At 63.6% G+C, this 19,644-nt stretch carries 16 protein-coding genes; 12 read left to right on the top strand and 4 right to left on the bottom strand.

Features of this window, described 5'->3' with window-relative positions; translation table 11 throughout:
• The first annotated feature begins 15 nt into the window (after positions 1–15).
• The 4 genes from hscA (at position 16) to JJB74_RS00370 (ending at position 4,047) form a co-directional block, all read left to right on the top strand.
• A complete protein-coding gene (gene hscA / locus JJB74_RS00385) occupies positions 16–1,881 on the top strand; it encodes a Fe-S protein assembly chaperone HscA (RefSeq protein ID WP_200589525.1) in 1,866 nt (621 codons plus the stop codon).
• A gap of 35 nt (positions 1,882–1,916) precedes the next feature.
• Positions 1,917–2,255, top strand: a complete 339-nt coding sequence (gene fdx / locus JJB74_RS00380) for an ISC system 2Fe-2S type ferredoxin (protein WP_200589524.1) — start codon at positions 1,917–1,919, stop codon at positions 2,253–2,255.
• Between the two features lie 14 nt (positions 2,256–2,269).
• Positions 2,270–2,464 carry a Fe-S cluster assembly protein IscX gene (iscX, locus tag JJB74_RS00375; RefSeq protein ID WP_200589523.1) on the top strand — a complete coding sequence of 65 codons (195 nt, stop codon included), beginning with the start codon at positions 2,270–2,272 and terminating at the stop codon, positions 2,462–2,464.
• Between the two features lie 134 nt (positions 2,465–2,598).
• Positions 2,599–4,047 (top strand): alpha/beta hydrolase family protein, encoded by a 1,449-nt coding sequence (locus tag JJB74_RS00370; RefSeq protein ID WP_200589522.1) that lies wholly within the window; start codon positions 2,599–2,601, stop codon positions 4,045–4,047.
• A 140-nt stretch (positions 4,048–4,187) separates the two neighbouring features.
• Here JJB74_RS00370 and lysS read toward each other — a convergent pair whose 3' ends face one another.
• From lysS to JJB74_RS00350, 4 genes are all read right to left on the bottom strand, one after another.
• Positions 4,188–5,720 (bottom strand): lysine--tRNA ligase, encoded by a 1,533-nt coding sequence (gene lysS / locus JJB74_RS00365; protein ID WP_200589521.1) that lies wholly within the window; start codon positions 5,718–5,720, stop codon positions 4,188–4,190.
• A 12-nt stretch (positions 5,721–5,732) separates the two neighbouring features.
• A protein-coding gene (prfB, locus tag JJB74_RS00360; protein WP_200589519.1) for a peptide chain release factor 2 occupies positions 5,733–6,837 on the bottom strand; the annotation gives its coding sequence in 2 pieces (ribosomal slippage) (positions 5,733–6,755 and positions 6,757–6,837; 1,104 coding nt in all).
• A gap of 123 nt (positions 6,838–6,960) precedes the next feature.
• Positions 6,961–8,655 carry a single-stranded-DNA-specific exonuclease RecJ gene (gene recJ, locus JJB74_RS00355; RefSeq protein ID WP_200589517.1) on the bottom strand — a complete coding sequence of 565 codons (1,695 nt, stop codon included), beginning with the start codon at positions 8,653–8,655 and terminating at the stop codon, positions 6,961–6,963.
• Positions 8,652–9,695, bottom strand: coding sequence for a hypothetical protein (locus JJB74_RS00350; protein WP_200589515.1), 1,044 nt, complete (start codon positions 9,693–9,695; stop codon positions 8,652–8,654). Before JJB74_RS00350 ends, recJ begins: the two co-directional genes overlap by 4 nt.
• Before the next feature lie 188 nt (positions 9,696–9,883).
• Here JJB74_RS00350 and JJB74_RS00345 point away from each other — a divergent pair, with 188 nt between their 5' ends.
• The 8 genes from JJB74_RS00345 (at position 9,884) to ftsB (ending at position 19,591) form a co-directional block, all read left to right on the top strand.
• The gene (locus tag JJB74_RS00345) at positions 9,884–11,149 is read left to right on the top strand and encodes a lipoprotein-releasing ABC transporter permease subunit (protein ID WP_200589513.1); all 1,266 of its coding nucleotides are present in this window, start codon (positions 9,884–9,886) and stop codon (positions 11,147–11,149) included.
• 12 nt (positions 11,150–11,161) lie between these two features.
• On the top strand, positions 11,162–11,863 hold the full coding sequence (gene lolD, locus JJB74_RS00340) for a lipoprotein-releasing ABC transporter ATP-binding protein LolD (RefSeq protein WP_200589511.1): 702 nt from the start codon (positions 11,162–11,164) through the stop codon (positions 11,861–11,863).
• Entirely contained in the window at positions 11,853–12,650 is a 798-nt protein-coding gene (locus JJB74_RS00335) for a TatD family hydrolase (RefSeq protein WP_200589509.1), read from the top strand. The genes lolD and JJB74_RS00335 overlap by 11 nt, the downstream gene beginning before the upstream one ends.
• 9 nt (positions 12,651–12,659) lie before the next feature.
• Entirely contained in the window at positions 12,660–15,245 is a 2,586-nt protein-coding gene (locus JJB74_RS00330) for a DNA internalization-related competence protein ComEC/Rec2 (protein WP_325170064.1), read from the top strand.
• 134 nt (positions 15,246–15,379) lie between these two features.
• Positions 15,380–17,038: a CTP synthase gene (locus tag JJB74_RS00325; protein ID WP_200589507.1), complete on the top strand. Its 1,659-nt coding sequence runs from the start codon at positions 15,380–15,382 to the stop codon at positions 17,036–17,038.
• Positions 17,035–17,889, top strand: a complete 855-nt coding sequence (gene kdsA / locus JJB74_RS00320) for a 3-deoxy-8-phosphooctulonate synthase (RefSeq protein ID WP_200589505.1) — start codon at positions 17,035–17,037, stop codon at positions 17,887–17,889. Before JJB74_RS00325 ends, kdsA begins: the two co-directional genes overlap by 4 nt.
• 65 nt (positions 17,890–17,954) lie before the next feature.
• Positions 17,955–19,238, top strand: a complete 1,284-nt coding sequence (gene eno, locus JJB74_RS00315) for a phosphopyruvate hydratase (RefSeq protein ID WP_200589503.1) — start codon at positions 17,955–17,957, stop codon at positions 19,236–19,238.
• Between the two features lie 23 nt (positions 19,239–19,261).
• Positions 19,262–19,591: a cell division protein FtsB gene (gene ftsB, locus JJB74_RS00310; protein WP_200589501.1), complete on the top strand. Its 330-nt coding sequence runs from the start codon at positions 19,262–19,264 to the stop codon at positions 19,589–19,591.
• Positions 19,592–19,644: the final 53 nt, after the last annotated feature.

The following is a 19,644-nucleotide window of genomic DNA, read 5'->3' as shown; positions in this document are numbered from 1 at the left end:
CTCGAAAGAATCATCATGGCATTGCTCCAAATTGCAGAACCCGGCATGTCGACCGCGCCGCACCAGCATCGGCTGGCGGTGGGCATCGACCTCGGCACCACCAACTCGCTGGTCGCGACCGTGCGCAACAGCATTCCCGAAGTGCTGGACGACGAGGAAGGCCGGCCGCTATTGCCATCCATCGTGCGTTACCTGCCGAATGGCTACGCGCATATCGGTTACAAGGCGCGCGCCGAACAGACCACCGATCCGAAGAACACCATTGTGTCGGTCAAGCGCTTCATGGGCCGCGGGCTGAAGGACATCGCCTATGTCGAGAACCTGCCCTATGACTTCGTCGATGCGCCCGGCATGGTGCAACTGAAAACCGTCGCCGGCGTGAAGTCGCCGGTGGAGGTGTCGGCCGAGATTCTGGCCACGCTGCGCCAGCGCGCCGAGGATGTGCTTGGCGATGATCTGGTCGGCGCAGTAATCACGGTGCCGGCCTATTTCGACGATGCGCAGCGCCAGGCAACCAAGGATGCGGCCAAGCTTGCCGGCCTGAATGTGCTGCGCCTCTTGAACGAGCCGACCGCGGCAGCCATCGCCTATGGCCTGGACCATGGCTCGGAAGGCATCTACGCGGTCTTCGATCTCGGCGGCGGCACCTTCGACATCTCTGTCCTGAAGCTGACCCGCGGCGTGTTCGAAGTGCTGGCCACCGGCGGCGATTCCGCGCTCGGCGGCGACGACTTCGACCACCGCGTGTTCTGCTGGATCATCGAGCAGTCGCGGCTGTCGCCGCTGTCGGACTCGGATACCCGTGTCCTGATGGTCAAGGCGCGCGAAGCAAAGGAACTGCTGTCGACCAATTCGGAAACCCATATCGACGCGGTGCTCGGCTCGGGCGAGGAAGTGCATCTCACGCTCTCCGCAGCGACCTTCTCGCAGATTACCCAAAACCTGGTAGCCAAGACGATCACCCCGTGCCGCAAGGCCTTGCGCGACGCCGGTCTCGCGCCCGAGGATGTCGATGGCGTGGTACTGGTCGGCGGCGCGACGCGCATGCCGCATGTGAGAAAGGCGGTCGGCGAATTCTTCAAGACCATGCCGCTGGCCAATATCGATCCGGACAAGGTGGTGGCGCTGGGCGCGGCGATCCAGGCCAATCTGCTCGCGGGCAATCGTGCGCCGGGCGACGACTGGCTGCTGCTGGACGTGATCCCGCTGTCACTGGGCATCGAGACCATGGGCGGCCTGGCTGAAAAGGTCATTCCGCGCAACTCGACGATTCCCTGCGCGCGCGCGCAGGAATTCACCACCTTCAAGGATGGCCAGACCGCGATGGCGGTCCACGTAGTGCAGGGCGAACGCGAGCTGGTATCGGATTGCCGCTCGCTGGCGCGCTTCGAGCTGCGCGGCATTCCGCCGATGGCCGCCGGCGCGGCGCGCATCCGCGTGACTTATCAGGTCGATGCCGATGGCCTCCTGTCGGTGTCGGCGCGCGAGCTGACCTCGGGTGTGGAATCCTCGATCACGGTCAAGCCTTCGTATGGCCTGGGCGACGACGACATCGCGCGCATGCTGCAGGATTCCTTCAGCGCGGCCGATGAGGACATGAAGCAGCGCGCGCTGCGCGAAGAGCAGGTCGAAGCCGAGCGCATCCTGCTGGCGACGCAATCGGCGCTGGATGCCGATGCGCAGCTGTTGTCAGATGCCGAGCGCGCCGAGGTCGATGCGCTGATGAACGCCTTGCGCCAGGTCGCGCAAGGGCAGGATCACCAGGCCATCAAGGAAGCGATCGATGCGCTCGCGCACGGCACCGAGGAATTCGCCGCGCGCCGCATGGACCGCAGCGTGCGCGCCGCGCTGGCCGGCAAGAAGCTGGACGAAATCGCGTAAGCCTCGCAAGAACGGATACAAGGAAAGGAACCGCCGTGCCCCAAATCGTCGTATTACCCCATCCCACGCTGTGCCCCGAAGGCGTCGTGATCGAAGCGCCGGCCGGTAAATCGGTCTGCGATGCGCTGCTCGAGAACGATATCGAGATCGAGCATGCCTGCGAAAAATCCTGCGCCTGCACCACCTGCCACGTGATCGTGCGCGAAGGCTACGACTCGCTACCCGAGCCGGAAGAGAAGGAAGAAGATTTGCTCGACATGGCATGGGGCCTGGAAGCGACTTCGCGCCTGTCCTGCCAGGCCATCGTCAGCGACGAAGACCTGGTGGTCGAAATACCGAAATACACCATCAACCATGCCCGCGAAAACCACTGACTGAGAGCGTGATCATGAAATGGACCGATACCCTGCGCATTGCCGAGGAGCTGTATGAAAAGCATCCGGATGTCGACCCGATGACGGTGCGCTTCACCGATCTGCATCGCTGGGTGTGCGAGCTGGAAGACTTTGACGACGATCCAAACCGCTCGGGCGAGCGCATCCTCGAAGCGATACAGATGGCGTGGATCGACGAGGCGCGATGAGCTTTAAATGAACTGATATTCCGTTTATCGCACAAATCCCCCTAGTGAACTCTAGGGGGATTTTTGTTTTTCAGTCCCTGAGAGAACGTGCTGAGCATGCTGAGCGCTCTCGAGTCAATCACCGAAGGGGACCAATGATGAATGGAATACCAGCAAGCCCGAGGCAGGTGCATGCTTATGGCACGCTGCCAACCGACTCCAACAGGGATGAAACTCCCGCGACCGATTTGGCACTGCAAGCAGCGCAGCTTGCGCAAATGCAGGAAGCTGCACGATCCAGCCTGCCTCCGGAAATCCCGCTGCAGCCGATGCAGCAGCCGCAGCCCGCGCCGACTTCCGCGACGGTTCCCGCTTCCATGGCCATGCAGGCTTCGGCAATTCCGGTGCATACGGAAACCGTCGAATTGGAAAACCATGTCTCGATGCAAATTTTCAGTTCTCCGATGACGCAGAACAGCAATAAGGTGGTGATGTTTCTGCATGGAGGACCAGGCCTTGCCTATGACCAGGGCTTCCAGCCGGTCACTGACTGGTTCGTCGGACATGGCTGCACGCTGGTGGCGCCGGAGATTGCCGGCAGCGGCAAGCCTGGACTGAGCGAGACGTCCAACAGTCATACGCAGAATTACGTGAGGGATCTCAAGGCGATTGTCCGTTGCCTGCGGGAACGTCCCGACATGCAGGGCAAGGACGTCTGTGTTGTCGCGCATAGCTGGGGAGGATTTCAGCTCGCCAGCTTCCTGACGGATGAAAGCTTGAGCGAAGAGGAGCGCCAATTCTTCAAACAGGCGGTTTTCATCGCCGCAAATCTGGATTCCGCGCAGACACGCCTGTTTGCAGACGCCAGTCACTTCAATGATCAGTCGGCGACATCATTGCTCGGTTTCGAGCAGAAACTCGTTACCGAATTCGAAAGGCGGCATGCGGGCTTCAAGGACGAGGTGGCTGAAGCTGATCGGATGACGGTGACGAACAATCCCCTGATCGATCAATCCTTGAATGAGCGTTTTTCCCCGTTCTATCGGCTCGACAAGCTGCCGCGCGAGATGTCCTGCCTGTTCATTCACGCCACCGATGACAAGCAGGTCCCGGTAAGCCAAAGCGTAGAGGCCTTTGCGAAGATCAACGATGCGGGCGGCGATGCCCGGATCATCATTCCGCAACAGGGCGGTCACGGGTTCTTCAAGGCAGGCGACGGGCACCGCGCCGACACCATGCGGAATTGCTTCGGCGCGATCGATGCCTTCATCCAGCGCCCTGACACGGTAAAAGGGGCTATCGTTGGCGACGTCGGTGTTCCGGAAGCGAAGGTGTCGAACATCGAGAAAAAAATACGCGATTCGGAAAAGACATACAGGAATACCAGCAAGCTGCTGGATGACTTCCATCGTGGCGTTGACTTTCCTGCGCCGGAAGACGGACAGCGGATTCCGAACAAGAAAACCTTGTTGAAGAAGTTTGCGGAGGCCCACGAGGTGATGGTGACGAAGTACGCGGGCAACAATGCCGCACCAGCGGTAAAGACCCGTAAGCTCAACGAAGACGCCCTGGACTTGATCAACAAGGCTCTCGGAGCACACTGAGGCGCTCAACGCTCCGCTTACGGGCATGGAGCCGATTGCAGCAATGTCCGCGCTTTCCCGATCGGCGTCGATATGCCGGCCGAAATGAAAATGCCTTCTTCACATGACATGAAGAAGGCATTTTCAGGACTGCCTGGAACTTACTCCTCGCGCCGCAGATGCGGAAACAGGATCACGTCGCGTATGTTCGGCGAGTCGGTGATCAGCATCATCAGGCGATCGATGCCGATGCCGCAGCCGCCGGCCGGGGGCATGCCGTATTCAAGCGCGCGGATGTAGTCGGCGTCGAAGTACATGGCTTCTTCGTCGCCGGCATCCTTGGCTGCCACCTGCGCCTGGAAGCGCGCGGCCTGGTCTTCCGGATCATTCAGCTCGGAGAAGCCGTTGGCGATCTCGCGGCCGGTGATGAACAGCTCAAAACGCTCGGTGATGCCAGACACCGTATCGGAGGCGCGCGCCAGCGGCGAGACCTCGACCGGGTAATCGATGATGTAGGTCGGCTCCCACAATTGCGATTCGGCGGTTTCCTCGAACAGCGCCAGTTGCAGCGCGCCCAGGCCAGAGATCACGTGCGGTTTCACGCCGAACTTGCCCTGCAGCTCGGCCTTCAGGAACGCGGCGTCGTTCAGTTGCGCCTCGGTGTAGTGCGGCGCGTACTTGTTGATCGCCTGCACGATGGTCATGCGGTGGAAGGGTTTGGACAGGTCCAGCTCGCGACCCTGGTAACTCAGCTGCGCGGTGCCGTGCGCATCGACCGCCGCCTGGCGGATCACTGCTTCGGTGAAGTCCATTAGCCACTTGTAATCGACGTAGGCGGCGTAGAACTCCATCATCGTGAACTCGGGATTGTGCCGCGGCGACACGCCTTCGTTGCGGAAGTTGCGGTTCACCTCGAACACCCGGTCGAAGCCGCCGACCAGGAGGCGCTTCAGATACAGCTCGGGCGCGATGCGCAGGAACATTTCCATGTCCAGCGCATTGTGATGCGTAATGAAAGGCTTGGCCGCCGCGCCGCCGGGAATCGGATGCAGCATTGGCGTCTCGACTTCCATGAAGCCGCTGTCGGCCATGAAGCGGCGGATCGAGTTCATCGCCGCGGTGCGGGCACGGAAGGTGCGGCGGGTTTCCTCGCTGGTGATCAGGTCGACGTAGCGCTGGCGGTACTTGGTTTCCTGGTCCGACAGGCCATGGAATTTGTCCGGCAACGGCCGCAGCGACTTGGTGATGAGTCGCAGCGTCGTCACCTTGACCGACAGTTCGCCGGTCTTGGTCTTGAACAGCGTGCCCTCGGCGCCGAGGATGTCGCCCATGTCGTAATGCTTGAAGGCTTCATGCGCGGCTTCGCCGGTAAGCTCATTGCTGATGTAGAGCTGGATGCGGCCGTCGGCGCGCGGGCCGGAAGCGTCCTGGATGGTGGCAAACGAGGCCTTGCCCATCACGCGCTTCAACATCATGCGGCCGGCGACGCAAACCTGCACCGCTTGCGCTTCCAGCGCTTCGCGCTCGGTGTCGCCGTATTCGGCCTGCAGCGCCGCGGCCTGGTGGCGCGGACGGAAATCGTTGGGGAAGGCCACACCCTGTTCGCGCAAGGCGGCCAGCTTGGCGCGACGCTCGGCGATGATGGAGTTCTCGTCTTTTTCTTCGGTCAGCGCGGAATAGTTGTCGGTCATCATGCGGATTCGTTGTTACACGCCTTGTTTCAGGGAGGCGGCGATGAAGGCGTCGAGGTCGCCGTCGAGCACTGCCTTGGTGTTGCCGGTCTCGTGGTTGGTGCGCAAGTCCTTGATGCGCGACTGGTCCAGCACGTACGAGCGGATCTGGTGGCCCCAGCCGACATCGGTCTTCGAGTCTTCCAGCTTCTGCTGCTCGGCCATGCGCTTCCTCAGTTCGAGCTCGTACAGGCGCGACTTCAGCATTTCCCAGGCTTCGGCGCGGTTGCGATGCTGACTGCGGTCGTTCTGGCACTGCACCACGATGCCCGAAGGCGCATGGGTCAGGCGCACCGCGGAATCGGTCTTGTTGATGTGCTGGCCACCGGCGCCGGAAGCGCGGTAGGTATCGACGCGCACATCGGCCGGATTGACTTCGATGTCGATCGATTCATCGACCTCGGGATAGACGAACACGCTGGCGAACGAGGTATGGCGGCCGCCGGCCGAGTCGAACGGCGACTTGCGCACCAGGCGGTGCACGCCGGTCTCGGTGCGCAGGAAGCCGTAGGCATATTCGCCCTCGACCTTCAGCGTCGCGGTCTTGATGCCGGCGACTTCACCTTCGGACTCTTCCATCACCTCGACCTTGAAGCCCTTGCGCTCGCAATAGCGCAGGTACTGGCGCAGCAGCATCGATGCCCAGTCCTGCGCCTCGGTGCCGCCAGCGCCGGCCTGAATATCGATGAAGCAGTTGTTGGGGTCCATCGGGTTGGAGAACATGCGCCGGAATTCCAGCGCTTCGACTTTCTCATGCAGCGCCGCGGCATCGGTCTCGATGGCCTGCAGCGTGTCGTCGTCGTTTTCCTCGCGCGCCATGTCGAACAGATCGCGCGCGTCGCGCAGTCCGGCATCGATTTCAGTGAGGGAGTGGACCACGCCTTCGAGCGCCTTCTTTTCCTGGCCCAGTGCCAGCGCGCGCTTCTGGTCGTTCCAGACGGTGGGGTCTTCGAGTTCCTGGTTGACCTGCTCGAGTTTCTCGGACTTCAGATCGAAGTCAAAGATACCTCCGAAGTTCAGCTTCCCGGGTGGTGAGGTCGGCCAGCAAGGCCGACAGAGAGTTCAGGCGTTCTGCTTCCATGGTTCGAATCTCGTGCGGTAAAAACGGGGGATTATAACCGAGGGGGAGGAGGGCATTTCCTTGCCCTTGGGCACGGGAAGGGGAATTGCCGGTCTTTTTTGATCAGGCGACTTGTTGGCCGCGCTACGCACCTTCCGCATGCTCGACGATCATCTGCACCCGCGTCACGCCGTTGTACTCATTTGCATCGAGGCGGTAAGCCACGTTGACCCGATCCGGCAAGCCAGCGGCGTGATTGAACCAGATCGCGTCGTAGCGGCTGCCGTTCTTTTCCAGCAGCAGCTTCAGGTGCCTGTCCTTCAGCACACGCTGGCTGATGACGCGGAACTCATCAAGGAACAATGGCGGCGCAAAGCCTTGGCCCCAGACCTGGCTGTCGAGCATGTCGATGAACCGCGTCGAGAAGTAGGCATCCTCGAGCGGACCATCGGTTTCCACCACGCGCTCGAGCTGGCTGTCGGTGAGCCAGCTGCGGCCAACTTCCTCGAAGGCGCGCGCGAAGCCTTCCATGCGTTCGGCTTCGATGGTCAGGCCTGCCGCCATTGCATGGCCGCCGAATTTCTGGATCAGCGTCGGCGCGCCCTTGGACACCAGGTCCAGCGCATCGCGCAGATGAAAGCCCTCGATCGATCGTCCCGAGCCCTTGATCAAACCATCGCCGGCCGGCGCGAAGGTGATGGTCGGCCGGTAGAACTTTTCCTTCAGCTTCGAGGCAACGATGCCGATCACGCCCTGGTGCCAGGTTTCATCGTAGATGCTGATCGTGGCCTTGCCGCTCGGGTCGAATGCATCGAGCGCGGCCAGCGCTGCGTCCTGCATGCCGGACTCGATGGTCCTGCGCTCGCGGTTGATCGCGTCCAGCTCCTGCGCGATGGCCCAGGCGCGACCGGGATCGTCGGTGACCAGGCACTCGATACCAAGCGACATGTCGGCCAGCCGGCCCGCAGCGTTCAGGCGCGGCCCGAGCGCGAAGCCGAGATCGAAGGGACTGGCGCGCCGCGCTTCGCGCCCGGCTACGCGGAACAGCGCCGCGATGCCGGGCTGCATGCGACCGGCGCGCATGCGCTTGATGCCTTGCGCCACCAGCACGCGGTTGTTCGCATCCAGCCGAACCACATCGGCCACGGTGCCCAGCGCGACCAGGTCGAGCAGCGCATCCAGCCGCGGCTGGTTCTCGGCAGTGAACACGCCGCGCCGGCGCAGCTCTGCGCGCAGGGCCAGCAGGACGTAGAACATCACGCCCACGCCCGCCAGGTTCTTGCTCGGGAAGCCGCAGGCAGGCTGGTTCGGATTGACGATCACACGCGCATCGGGCAGGCGCTCGCCGGGCAGGTGATGGTCGGTGACGAGCACTTCGATGCCGCGCCGGTTTGCTTCGGCTACGCCATCGATGCTGGCGATGCCGTTGTCTACGGTGATGATGATGTCCGGCGATTGTTCTCGTACCGTCAGCTCGACGATCTCGGGCGTGAGGCCATAGCCGTATTCAAAGCGGTTCGGCACGATGTAATGGATGCTCGCGCCCATCGCGCGCAGGCCGCGCAGTGCCACGGCGCAGGCCGTGGCGCCGTCGCAATCGTAATCGGCGACGATGGAAAAGCGCTTGCCGGCGGCGATCGCGTCGGCGAGAAAGCTCGCGGCGGCATCGACATGCTTCAGGCCCGAGGGCGGCACCAGCGCCGCGAATTCCGAAGACAGCTCGGATACGTCGGTCAAGCCGCGCGCGGCGAACAGGCGCGCCAGCACCGGATGCACGCCATGCTGACGCAGCATCTCGGCATGACGGAAGGAATAGGGGCGGACAGCGATGCGGGTCATGATGCGGAGGGAACGGGTGCGAGTGCGGCGAGCGAGGGACGGATCCAGAACTTGCGCAGCGAGGCGCGGCTGGCGGCGATGTCAAGCAGGCGCTCGCCATCGGCGAGCAGGAGGTTGATGCCATCGAAGCGGCCTTCGCGCAGCGCGGCCACCAGCGGCGCGAGCAGGGTGCTTTCGATGTCGCGCCAGGCTGCCAGCCATGCGGACCAGTCGCCAGCCAGCGCCGGCGCGGACAAGGCATCGATGATGACAAGGCCGTATTGCGGCGCATCGGCGATGACGTGTTCCGCGTTGACCGGCTGCGCGCTCGCATCGAGATACGCGGTCCAGCCCGAAGCGCCATACGTCGCGGAGTAGGGCGAGACCGGCAAATCCTCGCCGCACAGTCCGCCGCCCCACAGCCATACCGTATTGATCGGCTGCCCACCGCGCGCCTCGTTCACGGCATGCATGTGCCATTCCATCTGTATCTCGTTCTGCAGCTTGCGCCAGGCGCGTTCGCCCGTGCCTTTCGGCATCCAGATATCGATGTTGTGGCCGCAGGCGGCATCCATGGTCGAGGTCTTCAGTCCGGTCCAGTCGTCGGCGCGCAGGAACCAGGTGCGCTCGTCGCCATAGCGCAGCGCATGGCCCTGCGCCGCGCAGGCCGCTTCGGCAGCGGCGAACAGCGCCTGCGACTCGGCGCCATCGATGCGCAGATTGCGCCAGTCGGTCAGCACCAGGTGGTCGCGCGCCACGTGCAAATGCGCTGGCTGCAGCAGGAACCACCGTCCCGGATCGGCCAGGCCCAGCGCCGCCATCGCTGCCGGCGCGGCTGGCGGGCTGCCGCCGGCGTCGAGTCCGCGCGCGAGACCGAAACGCTGCGCCAGCCAGGCTTCATGCGGCAAGGCGCGGGCAAAGGCATCGCGCGGCGAGCTCGACTGCACGCGGCCGCGCGCAGCCAGCAGCGCAACCGAAGGCAGATCGAGCGCGCGCATCAGGTCGGCGGCATGGTCGGGGGAGGGCAGGCTGAAGGGAAGCAGGATGTCGAGTCGTGGCATGCCGGGATTGTAGGGGAAAGCCGGGTGCTCCGGGCCGGCGACACGGAAGTGTTGACGCCCGGCTTGCGCGATTTCCTGACATTGTTTTGCCGCTATGGCAAACTTCGGGACTTGTCGCGATCCGTATTCCGGGATTGCGAACGTGTCCCCCGGCAAGCCCGCCGCCGCATTCACCCCAGGAGCCTTGTTTGAGTTTCATCCGCAACTTGCCATTTGAATGGCTGGTCGGCCTGCGCTATACCCGCGCCGGCAAGCGCAGCGCCCGCAACAGTTTCATTTCCTTCATCTCGCTGATCTCGATGGCCGGCATCGCCCTTGGCGTGGCCGCGCTGATCGTGGTGCTGTCGGTGATGAACGGCTTCCAGAAGGAAGTGCGCGACCGCATGCTGTCAGTGCTGTCGCATATCGAGATCTATGACGCGACCGGCGCGATGCCCGACTGGGAACGCACCGCGCGCGAAGCCTTCACGAACCCCGAGGTGCGCGGCGCGGCGCCCTATGTCGCCGGCCAGGGCATGCTCACGCGCGGCGACACCGTGCGCGGCGTGGTGATCCGCGGCGTGCTGCCGCAGCAGGAACCGAAGGTGTCGGACGTGGCGTCGCAGGTCGTGCGCGGCAGCTTCGATTCCTTGAAAAGCGGCGAGTTCAACGTCGTGCTCGGCACCGAACTGGCGCGCGCGCTCGGCGTGGATGTCGGCGACAAGGTCACGCTGATCGTGCCGCAGGGACAGGTAACGCCGGCCGGCGTGATCCCGCGCCTGAAGCAGTTCACCGTTGGCGGCATCTTCTCGGCCGGCCATTATGAATTCGATTCCACGCTGGCCTTCATGCACATGGAGGATGCCGAGCGCATGTTTCGCATCGACGCGCCTTCCGGCCTGCGCCTGCGCATCGCCGACATGGAGCGCGCGCCGGAGGTGGCCGAGCAGTTGTCGCAGCAGTTGAGCGGCAATCTGATCATCAGCGACTGGTCCAAGCAGAACCGCAACTGGTTCGCCGCGGTGAAGACCGAGAAACGCATGATGTTCATCATCCTGACGCTGATCATCGCGGTGGCGGCCTTCAACCTGGTGTCGACGCTGGTGATGACGGTGACCGACAAGCAGGCCGACATCGCCATCCTGCGCACGCTCGGTTCCTCGCCCGGCTCGATCATGAAGATCTTCATGATCCAGGGCGCGCTGGTGGGCCTGTTCGGCACCGCGATCGGCGTCGGCCTGGGCGTGCTGGTCGCGCTGAACATCGATGTGATCGTGCCCTTCATCGAGCACCTGCTGCATGTGCAATTCCTGCCGCGCGACATCTACCTGATCTCGGCATTGCCATCCGATCTGCGCTGGCATGACGTGACCACCATCGGCAGCGTCGCGGTGGTGCTGGCTTTCCTGGCGACGATCTACCCGAGCTGGCGCGCCGCGCGCGTGAAGCCGGCCGAAGCGCTGCGGTATGAATGAGGCGGCGCAATCATGAATGCAACGATGAACAGTGAAACCGTGCTCTCCTGCCGCGGTCTCGGCAAGACCTATACCCAGGGCAAGTATGCGGTGACGGTGCTGTCCGGCATCGATTTCGATGCCTACAAGGGCGAGCGGGTGGCCATCGTCGGCGCCTCGGGCTCGGGCAAGTCGACCCTGCTGCATTTGCTCGGCGGACTCGATACGCCGAGCGAAGGGCATGTCAGCCTGCTCGGCCGTGACTTCGACAGCCTGAACGAGCGCGCCCGTGGCGAACTGCGTAACCACTCGCTCGGCTTCGTCTACCAGTTCCACCATCTGCTGCCTGAATTTTCGGCGCTGGACAATGTGGCGATGCCGCTGCTGATCCGGCGCGTGCCGCGCAGCCAGGCGCAGGAAGCGGCGCGCGCGATCCTGGAACGGGTCGGGCTGGGCAAGCGGGTATCGCATGTGCCGGGCGAGCTGTCCGGCGGCGAACGGCAGCGGGTGGCGCTGGCGCGGGCGCTGGTGACGCAGCCGGCTTGCGTGCTGGCCGACGAGCCCACTGGCAACCTGGACCGCCATACCGCGCAGCTGACTTTTGACTTGATGCTCGAGCTGTCGCACACGCTTGGCACTGCGTTCGTCATCGTCACGCACGACATCGAACTCGCGCGCCATTGCGACCGCGTGCTGCGCCTGTCCGACGAGGGATTGCAACCCTATGTGGATTGACACCCACTGCCATCTCGATGCCAGCGAATTCGGCGACGCCGCCGACGCGATCGCCGATAGCGCGGCGCGGGAAGGCGTGGAAGGCATTGTGATCCCGGCAGTGGCGCCGTTCAATTTCGGCGCCGTGAGCGACATGGCGCGGCGCAAGGCGAATTGCCGTTATGCGCTCGGCATCCATCCGATCTTCGTGCCGCAGTCGAATGAAGAAGACCTGCTTGCCTTGCGCCGTGCGGTCGAAGCGGCGATGGCCGATCCGAACTTCATCGCGATCGGTGAGATCGGCCTGGACTTCTTCATCCCGCTCTTGCGCGAGCCGGCGATGCGCGACAAGCAGGAGCATTTCTATGTCGAGCAGTTGAAACTCGCGCGCGACTTCGATCTGCCGGTGCTGCTGCATGTGCGGCGCTCACAGGACATCATCCTGAAATACCTGCGCCGCATCAGCGTGCCCGGCGGCATCGCGCATGCGTTCAACGGCAGCTTCCAGCAGGCCGAAACCTTCATCGGCATGGGCTTTCGCCTGGGCTTCGGCGGCGCGATGACCTTTCCGCGCGCCCTGCAGATACGCCGGCTGGCAAGCACGGTGCCCAATGATGCGCTGGTGCTGGAAACCGATGCGCCGGACATCTCGCCGGTGTGGCTGCATCCACAACGCAATACTCCTGAAGCATTGCCGCGCATCGGCGCGGCGCTGGCCGAGCTGCGAGGCATGCCGGTCGATGAGATTGCCCGGATCACGACCGCGAATGCGCAGGCCGCATTGCCGCGGCTGCGCATGCCTGCCTGATCCCGCGCCGTGCGCGCGCTCGTGCTTGGCTTCGCCGCTGGCGTGGGCTGGCTGCAGACGCGCGCGGAACTGCCTGGCGCCTTGCTGCTTCTGGGCCTGTGCCTGATTGGTGTAGTGCTTTGCGGGTTTGGGCTGCGCTTGGCTGCTTTGCGCATCGTGTTGGCTCGGTTCTCACATGAAGATTCACGCACTCCGTTCGCCCTGAGCAGGCCGCACAGCGGCCGTATCGAAGCGCATCCCGATGCGAGCTGGCTCTTCGATACGTCTGCTGCGCAGGCTACTTACGGCGAACGGGCAGATGCAGCGGCGGAGGGGACAGGCTTCGACATGGCAAACGCCTGCCGCCTTGTGTTGCGCGCGCTTTGCGGCGCCATCCTCGGCTTCGCCTGGGCTGCACTGTTCGCGCATCATCATCTTGCTGTGTCGCTGCCTGCCGATCTCGAAGGCCGGGACCTCGTCGTTACCGGCGTCATCGACAACCTGCCATCTCGCTTCGATGGTGGGCAGCGCTTCAACTTCACGGTCGAAGCGGCACGCGATGCCGGCGGCGCGCCTGTAAGCTTGCCGCCCCGGCTGGCACTGGGCTGGTACGACCCGCGCGATGCTGCAGCCGGGCAGGGCGCGCCGAAGCTCGAGCCCGGCGAGCGCTGGCAATTCACGCTGCGCCTGCGTCGTCCGCATGGCAATGCCAATCCCGAAGGCTTCGACTATGAAGTCTGGCTGCTGCAGCAAAACCTGCGCGCCACCGGCACGGTGCGCGATGGCGACGGCAACCGGCGCCTCGCCGCATTCGTTCCAGGATTTGGAACCGTCGTCGAGCGCTGTCGCGGCTGGCTGCGCGAGCGCATCGAAGCGGCATTGCGCGACAAGCCCTATGCCGGCGTAATCGTGGCGCTGGTCATCGGCGACCAGCGCGACATCGCGCAATCGGACTGGAAGGTATTCAACCGCACCGGCATCGGCCATCTGGTATCGATCTCGGGCCTGCATATCACGATGGTGGCCGGCATGGTCGCGGCACTGATCAATGCCTTGTGGCGATGTTCTTTCTTCACCGCTGCGCAATTGCCGCTGCTGCTGCCGGCCCAGAAAGCGGCAGCAGCAGCCGGCGCGCTCACGGCGTTCGTCTACGTGCTGTTGGCCGGCTTCGGCGTGCCGGCGCAGCGCACGCTGTACATGATCTCCACGGTTGCCATGGCGCTGTGGTCCGGGCGCATGCTCGGCGTGTTGCAACTGCTGTGCGCGGCGCTGTTCGTGGTGCTGCTGCTCGACCCCTGGGCAGTGCTGTGGCCGGGCTTCTGGTTGTCCTTCGGTGCGGTGGCAATGCTGCTGTATGCCGGCACGGGCAGGGGCAGGCCGACACCTGCCGACACGCGCATCGGCAGGTGGAAACGGGCCATGCATGGCGCCTGCCGCACCCAGTACGCGGTGACGGTCGGGCTGGTACCGCTGACGCTGCTGCTGTTCGGCCAGGTGTCGCTGGTGAGTCCGCTGGCCAATGCGGTGGCGATTCCGCTGGTGAGCTTTATCGTCACGCCGCTGTCCTTGGCCGGCAGCGTCCTGCCGGCGCCGTTGTCGCAATGGACGTTGCTTGCCGCCCACTGGCTGGTCGAGTGCCTTGCGCGCGCGCTTGCTTGGCTGTCCGCGCTGCCGCCGGCGGTATGGTCTACGCCCTTGCCGACCGCCTGGATGTTCCTGCTGGCGCTGTTGGGCACGATCTGGCTGCTCGCGCCGCGTGGCTGGCCGGCGCGCTGGCTGGGCATCGCGACCTGGATGCCGCTGCTGCTCAATCACCCAAGTGCGCCGCGTCAGGGTTTCGATGCGATCGCCTTCGACGTCGGTCAGGGCAATGCGGTGCTGATCGAGACCCGGCATCATCGATTGCTGTACGACACCGGGCCGGTGTATTCACCGGAATCGGATGCCGGAGGGCGGGTGATCCTGCCGTATCTGCGCGCGCGCGGCATCGCGGCCCTTGACGCGATAGTGGTGTCGCATAGCGACGCCGATCATTCCGGCGGCGCGCTATCGGTGCTGGAGGAAATGAAGGTAGGTTGGGTGGCAACCTCGCTGGAGCCCGGCCATGCCATCGTGCGCGCGTCGCCGCAGCATCGTCGCTGCCTGGCCGGGCAAGTCTGGGAATGGGATGGCGTGCGCTTCGAGATGCTGCATCCTCCCGCCGGGCTGTATGCCGACGGCATCTGGAAAACGAATGCGCACAGTTGCACGCTGAAGGTCAGCTATGGCGCACAGTCCCTGCTGCTGCCGGGCGACATCGAAGCGCCGCAGGAGGCGCTGCTGCTGGTGACGATGCCGGAGAAGCTGAAGGCTACGGTGCTGCTGGCGCCGCATCATGGCAGCGGCACGTCATCCACAAAGGCATTCCTGGATGCGGTGGCGCCGGAAGTGGCGATATTCCAGGTCGGGTACAGGAATCGTTATCGGCATCCGAAGCCGGAAGTGTTCGAGCGTTATGCGGAGCAGGGGATACGGAGGATGCGCTCGGATTCGGATGGTGCGGTGCTGATGCGCTTTGATGGTAAGTTGAAGGCGGAAGCCTGGCGAATGCTGCGGAAAAGATACTGGCAGGAATGAAGCCGACCGGAGAAGTGCCTGCCGGTCTCACTTGGTTGGCGGCAATCAAAGGACTCTCCCGAAGCGCCAGACCGCCAAACCGATTGCGCTATAATTCGCATTTCCCGCAAGTGCCGTCCGGCACACTTTCCGTAATGACCAAATTCGTATTCGTCACTGGCGGCGTCGTATCTTCCCTGGGCAAGGGAATCGCCGCTGCATCCCTGGCTGCGATCCTCGAATCCCGCGGCCTCAAAGTCACCCTGCTCAAGCTCGATCCCTACATCAACGTCGATCCCGGCACGATGAGCCCGTTCCAGCACGGCGAAGTGTTCGTCACCGATGACGGCGCCGAAACCGACCTCGACCTCGGGCACTACGAGCGCTTCATCTCCGCGAAGATGAAGAAGGTGAACAACTTCACCACCGGCCAGATCTATGAATCCGTGATCCGCAAGGAGCGCCGCGGCGAATATCTGGGCAAGACGGTGCAGGTGATTCCGCACATCACCAATGAAATCCAGGAATACATACAGCGCGGCGCGGACGGCTATGAAGTGGCGATCGTCGAGATCGGCGGCACCGTCGGCGACATCGAATCGCTGCCCTTCCTCGAAGCGGCGCGGCAACTGGCGCTGCGCGTGGGCCGCAATTCCTCGGCTTTCGTGCACCTGACGCTGGTGCCTTTCCTCGCCTCCGCTGGCGAGCTGAAGACCAAGCCGACGCAGCACAGCGTGCAAAAGCTGCGCGAGATCGGCATTTTCCCGGACGCTCTCCTGTGCCGCGCCGACCGCCAGATTCCCGACGACGAGCGCGCGAAGATCTCGCTGTTCTCGAACGTGCAGGAAGACGCGGTGATCTCGGTATGGGACGCCGACACCATCTACAAGATTCCGCAGATGCTGCACGACCAGGGGCTGGACGCGATCGTCTGCGAGCGCCTCGGCCTGTCGCCGAAGCCGGCTGACCTGTCGATGTGGACGCGTCTGGTGCATGCGCTGGAAAACCCGAAGCAGCAGGTGACGATCGGCATGGTGGGCAAGTATGTCGATCTGACCGAGTCCTACAAGTCGCTGACCGAGGCGCTGCGCCATGCCGGCATCCATACCGAGAGCCGGGTCAACATCGAATACGTCGACTCCGAGGAAATCGAGGCGCGCGGCACCGACATGCTGAAGAAGTACGACGCGATCCTGGTGCCGGGCGGCTTCGGCAAGCGCGGCGTGGAAGGCAAGATCGCCGCCGCGCGTTATGCGCGCGAGAGCGGGGTGCCTTACCTCGGCATCTGCCTGGGCATGCAGGTCGCGCTGATCGAGTACGCGCGCAACAAGGCCGGCCTGAAGCAGGCCAATTCGACCGAGTTCGATCCCGAGACCGAGAACCCGGTGGTGGCCCTGATCACCGAGTGGCAGAACCACGACGGCAAGGTCGAGAAGCGCGATGCCAATTCCGACCTCGGCGGCACGATGCGCCTGGGCGCGCAGACCTGCGAAGTCAAGCCGGGCACGCTGGCCTCCGAAATCTATGGCGCGGTGGTCACCGAGCGTCATCGCCATCGCTATGAAGCGAACAACCATTATCTGCACCGCGTCGAGGAAGCCGGCCTGATCGTCGCCGCGCGCACCCCGAACGAGCACCTGTGCGAGATCATGGAATTGCCGCGCAACGGCGAGAATGCGCATCCGTGGTACATGGGCGTGCAATATCACCCCGAGTTCAAGTCCACGCCGCGCGACGGCCATCCGCTGTTCATTTCCTTCATCCGCGCCGCGCTGGCGCATCATCAGCAAGTCTCCGAGAGGAAGGCGGCATGAAACTCTGCGGTTTCGACGTCGGGCTGGATCAGCCCTTTTTCCTGATCGCCGGCCCGTGCGTGATCGAGTCGCGCCAGATGGCGCTCGACACCGCCGGCGAACTGAAGGAAATCACCGCCGCGCTCGGCATTCCGTTCATCTACAAGTCGTCCTTCGACAAGGCGAACCGCTCGTCCGGCACGTCCTTCCGCGGGCTGGGCATGGAAACCGGCCTGGATATCCTGGCCGAGGTGAAGCGGACCATCGCCGTGCCGGTGCTGACCGATATCCATGAAGTCGATGAGATCGCGCCGGTGGCATCCGTTGTCGACGTGCTGCAGACGCCGGCCTTCCTGTGCCGGCAGACCGATTTCATCGCCGCCTGCGGCCGTTCGGGCAAGCCGGTGAACATCAAGAAGGGCCAGTTCCTTGCGCCGCACGACATGAAGAACGTGATCGACAAGGCGCGCGCCGCAGCCCGCGAGGCCGGCCTGCCGGAAGACAATTTCATGGCCTGCGAGCGCGGCGTTTCCTTCGGCTACAACAACCTGGTGTCCGACATGCGCTCGCTGGCGATCATGCGCGAGACCGGTTGCCCGGTGGTGTTCGACGCCACCCACTCGGTGCAATTGCCGGGCGGGCAGGGCAGCAGCTCGGGTGGCCAGCGCGAATTCGTGCCGGTGCTGGCGCGCGCCGCGGTCGCGGTCGGCATCGCCGGACTGTTCATGGAAACCCATCCGAATCCCGCCGAAGCCAAGTCCGACGGCCCCAACGCCGTGCCGCTGGGCCGCATGAAGGAATTGCTGGCCACGTTGAAAGACCTCGATGCCGTGGTCAAGCGCGCCGGCTTCCTCGAAAACGGCTTCGCATAACAGTAAGCAGGGCGGGCCTGCCGTGGTCCGCCGCCACCATTTTTGATCTGTCTGGAGAGAGTTGAATGAGTGCAATCGTAGATATCATCGGCCGCGAAGTGATCGATTCCCGTGGCAACCCGACCGTGGAATGCGACGTGCTGCTGGAATCCGGCGTGATGGGCCGCGCCGCGGTGCCGTCGGGCGCCTCCACCGGTTCGCGTGAGGCGATCGAGCTGCGCGACGGCGACAAGAGCCGCTACTTCGGCAAGGGCGTGCTCAAGGCCTGCGAGAACATCAATACCGAAATCTCCGAAGCAATCATGGGCCTGGATGCGAATGAGCAGGCCTTCCTGGACCGCACCCTGATCGACCTCGACGGCACCGACAACAAGGCCCGTCTCGGTGCCAACGCGACGCTGGCGGTGTCGATGGCGGTGGCCAAGGCCGCTGCCGAGGAAGCCGGCCTGCCGCTGTACCGCTACTTCGGCGGTTCCGGCGCGATGCAGATGCCGGTGCCGATGATGAACGTCATCAACGGCGGCGCGCATGCCGACAACAACCTCGACCTGCAGGAATTCATGATCATCCCGGTCGGCGCGCCCAGCTTCCGCGAAGCGATCCGCTACGGCGCCGAGGTGTTCCACACGCTGAAGAAGATCCTGCATGACAACCGCCTGACCACCGCGGTTGGCGACGAAGGCGGTTTCGCGCCGTCCGTGGCCAATCATGAAGCCGCGATCAAGCTGATCCTGCAGGCGATCGAGCAGGCCGGCTACGAGCCGGGCACCCAGATCGCGCTGGGCCTGGACTGCGCCGCGTCCGAGTTCTACAAGGATGGCAAGTATCGCCTCGATGGCGAAGGCCTGACGCTGTCTTCGTCCGACTTCACCAACCTGCTGGCGACCTGGTGCGACAAGTATCCGATCATCTCGATCGAGGACGGCATGGCCGAGAACGACTGGGACGGCTGGGCCACGCTGACCAAGACCCTGGGCGGCAAGATCCAGCTGGTGGGCGACGACCTGTTCGTCACCAACACCAAGATCCTGAAGGAAGGCATCCAGAAGAACATCGCCAATTCCATCCTGATCAAGATCAACCAGATCGGCACCCTGACCGAGACCTTTGCTGCCATCGAAATGGCCAAGCGCGCCGGCTACACCGCGGTGATCTCGCACCGTTCCGGCGAGACCGAGGACAGCACGATTGCCGACATCGCGGTGGGCACCAATGCGCTGCAGATCAAGACCGGCTCGATGTCGCGCTCGGATCGGATGGCGAAATACAACCAGTTGCTGCGTATCGAGGAAGATTTGGGCGATATCGCCAGCTATCCGGGTCGCGAAGCGTTCTATAATCTGCGCTAATTTCGTTTCCTGCTGGTAATGCCATGCGCCTCATCCTTCTTTGTCTCACAGCGCTGCTGGTGCTGGTTCAGTTTCCGCTGTGGCTGGGCAAGGGAGGCTGGTTGCATGTCTGGGACCTGGACCAGCAGGTCTTCGCCGCGCAACGCCATAACGACGACCTCAGAAAGCGCAACGAGAAGCTGGCTTCGGAAATCAGCGATCTGAAGGAAGGCAAGGGCGCAATCGAAGAGCGCGCCCGCTATGAGCTGGGCATGATCAAGGATGACGAGATCTATGTGCAGCTCGTGGATGCAAACTCCGCCAATCCGCTGCAGGAAGTGGCGGCGCCGGTGAAAGGCAAACCCAAGAAGTGATGTCGTAGGGTGGGCGCAGCCCACGCGGTCCATCGGTAACCGAACAGATGCGT

The organism is Noviherbaspirillum pedocola, assembly GCF_016632335.1.
Lineage (GTDB): Bacteria > Pseudomonadota > Gammaproteobacteria > Burkholderiales > Burkholderiaceae_D > Noviherbaspirillum_A > Noviherbaspirillum_A pedocola.
Note: the sequence above shows the minus strand (reverse complement) of the source record. Positions and strands in the feature narration are given on the sequence as shown.

Coding starts and splice junctions, on each gene's coding strand:
- hscA (WP_200589525.1), top strand. CDS start 16: ATGGCATTGCTCCAAATTGCAGAACCCGGCATGTCGACCGCGCCGCAC.
- iscX (WP_200589523.1), top strand. CDS start 2,270: ATGAAATGGACCGATACCCTGCGCATTGCCGAGGAGCTGTATGAAAAG.
- JJB74_RS00370 (WP_200589522.1), top strand. CDS start 2,599: ATGATGAATGGAATACCAGCAAGCCCGAGGCAGGTGCATGCTTATGGC.
- lysS (WP_200589521.1), bottom strand. CDS start 5,720: ATGATGACCGACAACTATTCCGCGCTGACCGAAGAAAAAGACGAGAAC.
- recJ (WP_200589517.1), bottom strand. CDS start 8,655: ATGACCCGCATCGCTGTCCGCCCCTATTCCTTCCGTCATGCCGAGATG.
- JJB74_RS00350 (WP_200589515.1), bottom strand. CDS start 9,695: ATGCCACGACTCGACATCCTGCTTCCCTTCAGCCTGCCCTCCCCCGAC.
- lolD (WP_200589511.1), top strand. CDS start 11,162: ATGAATGCAACGATGAACAGTGAAACCGTGCTCTCCTGCCGCGGTCTC.
- JJB74_RS00335 (WP_200589509.1), top strand. CDS start 11,853: ATGTGGATTGACACCCACTGCCATCTCGATGCCAGCGAATTCGGCGAC.
- JJB74_RS00325 (WP_200589507.1), top strand. CDS start 15,380: ATGACCAAATTCGTATTCGTCACTGGCGGCGTCGTATCTTCCCTGGGC.
- kdsA (WP_200589505.1), top strand. CDS start 17,035: ATGAAACTCTGCGGTTTCGACGTCGGGCTGGATCAGCCCTTTTTCCTG.
- eno (WP_200589503.1), top strand. CDS start 17,955: ATGAGTGCAATCGTAGATATCATCGGCCGCGAAGTGATCGATTCCCGT.
- ftsB (WP_200589501.1), top strand. CDS start 19,262: ATGCGCCTCATCCTTCTTTGTCTCACAGCGCTGCTGGTGCTGGTTCAG.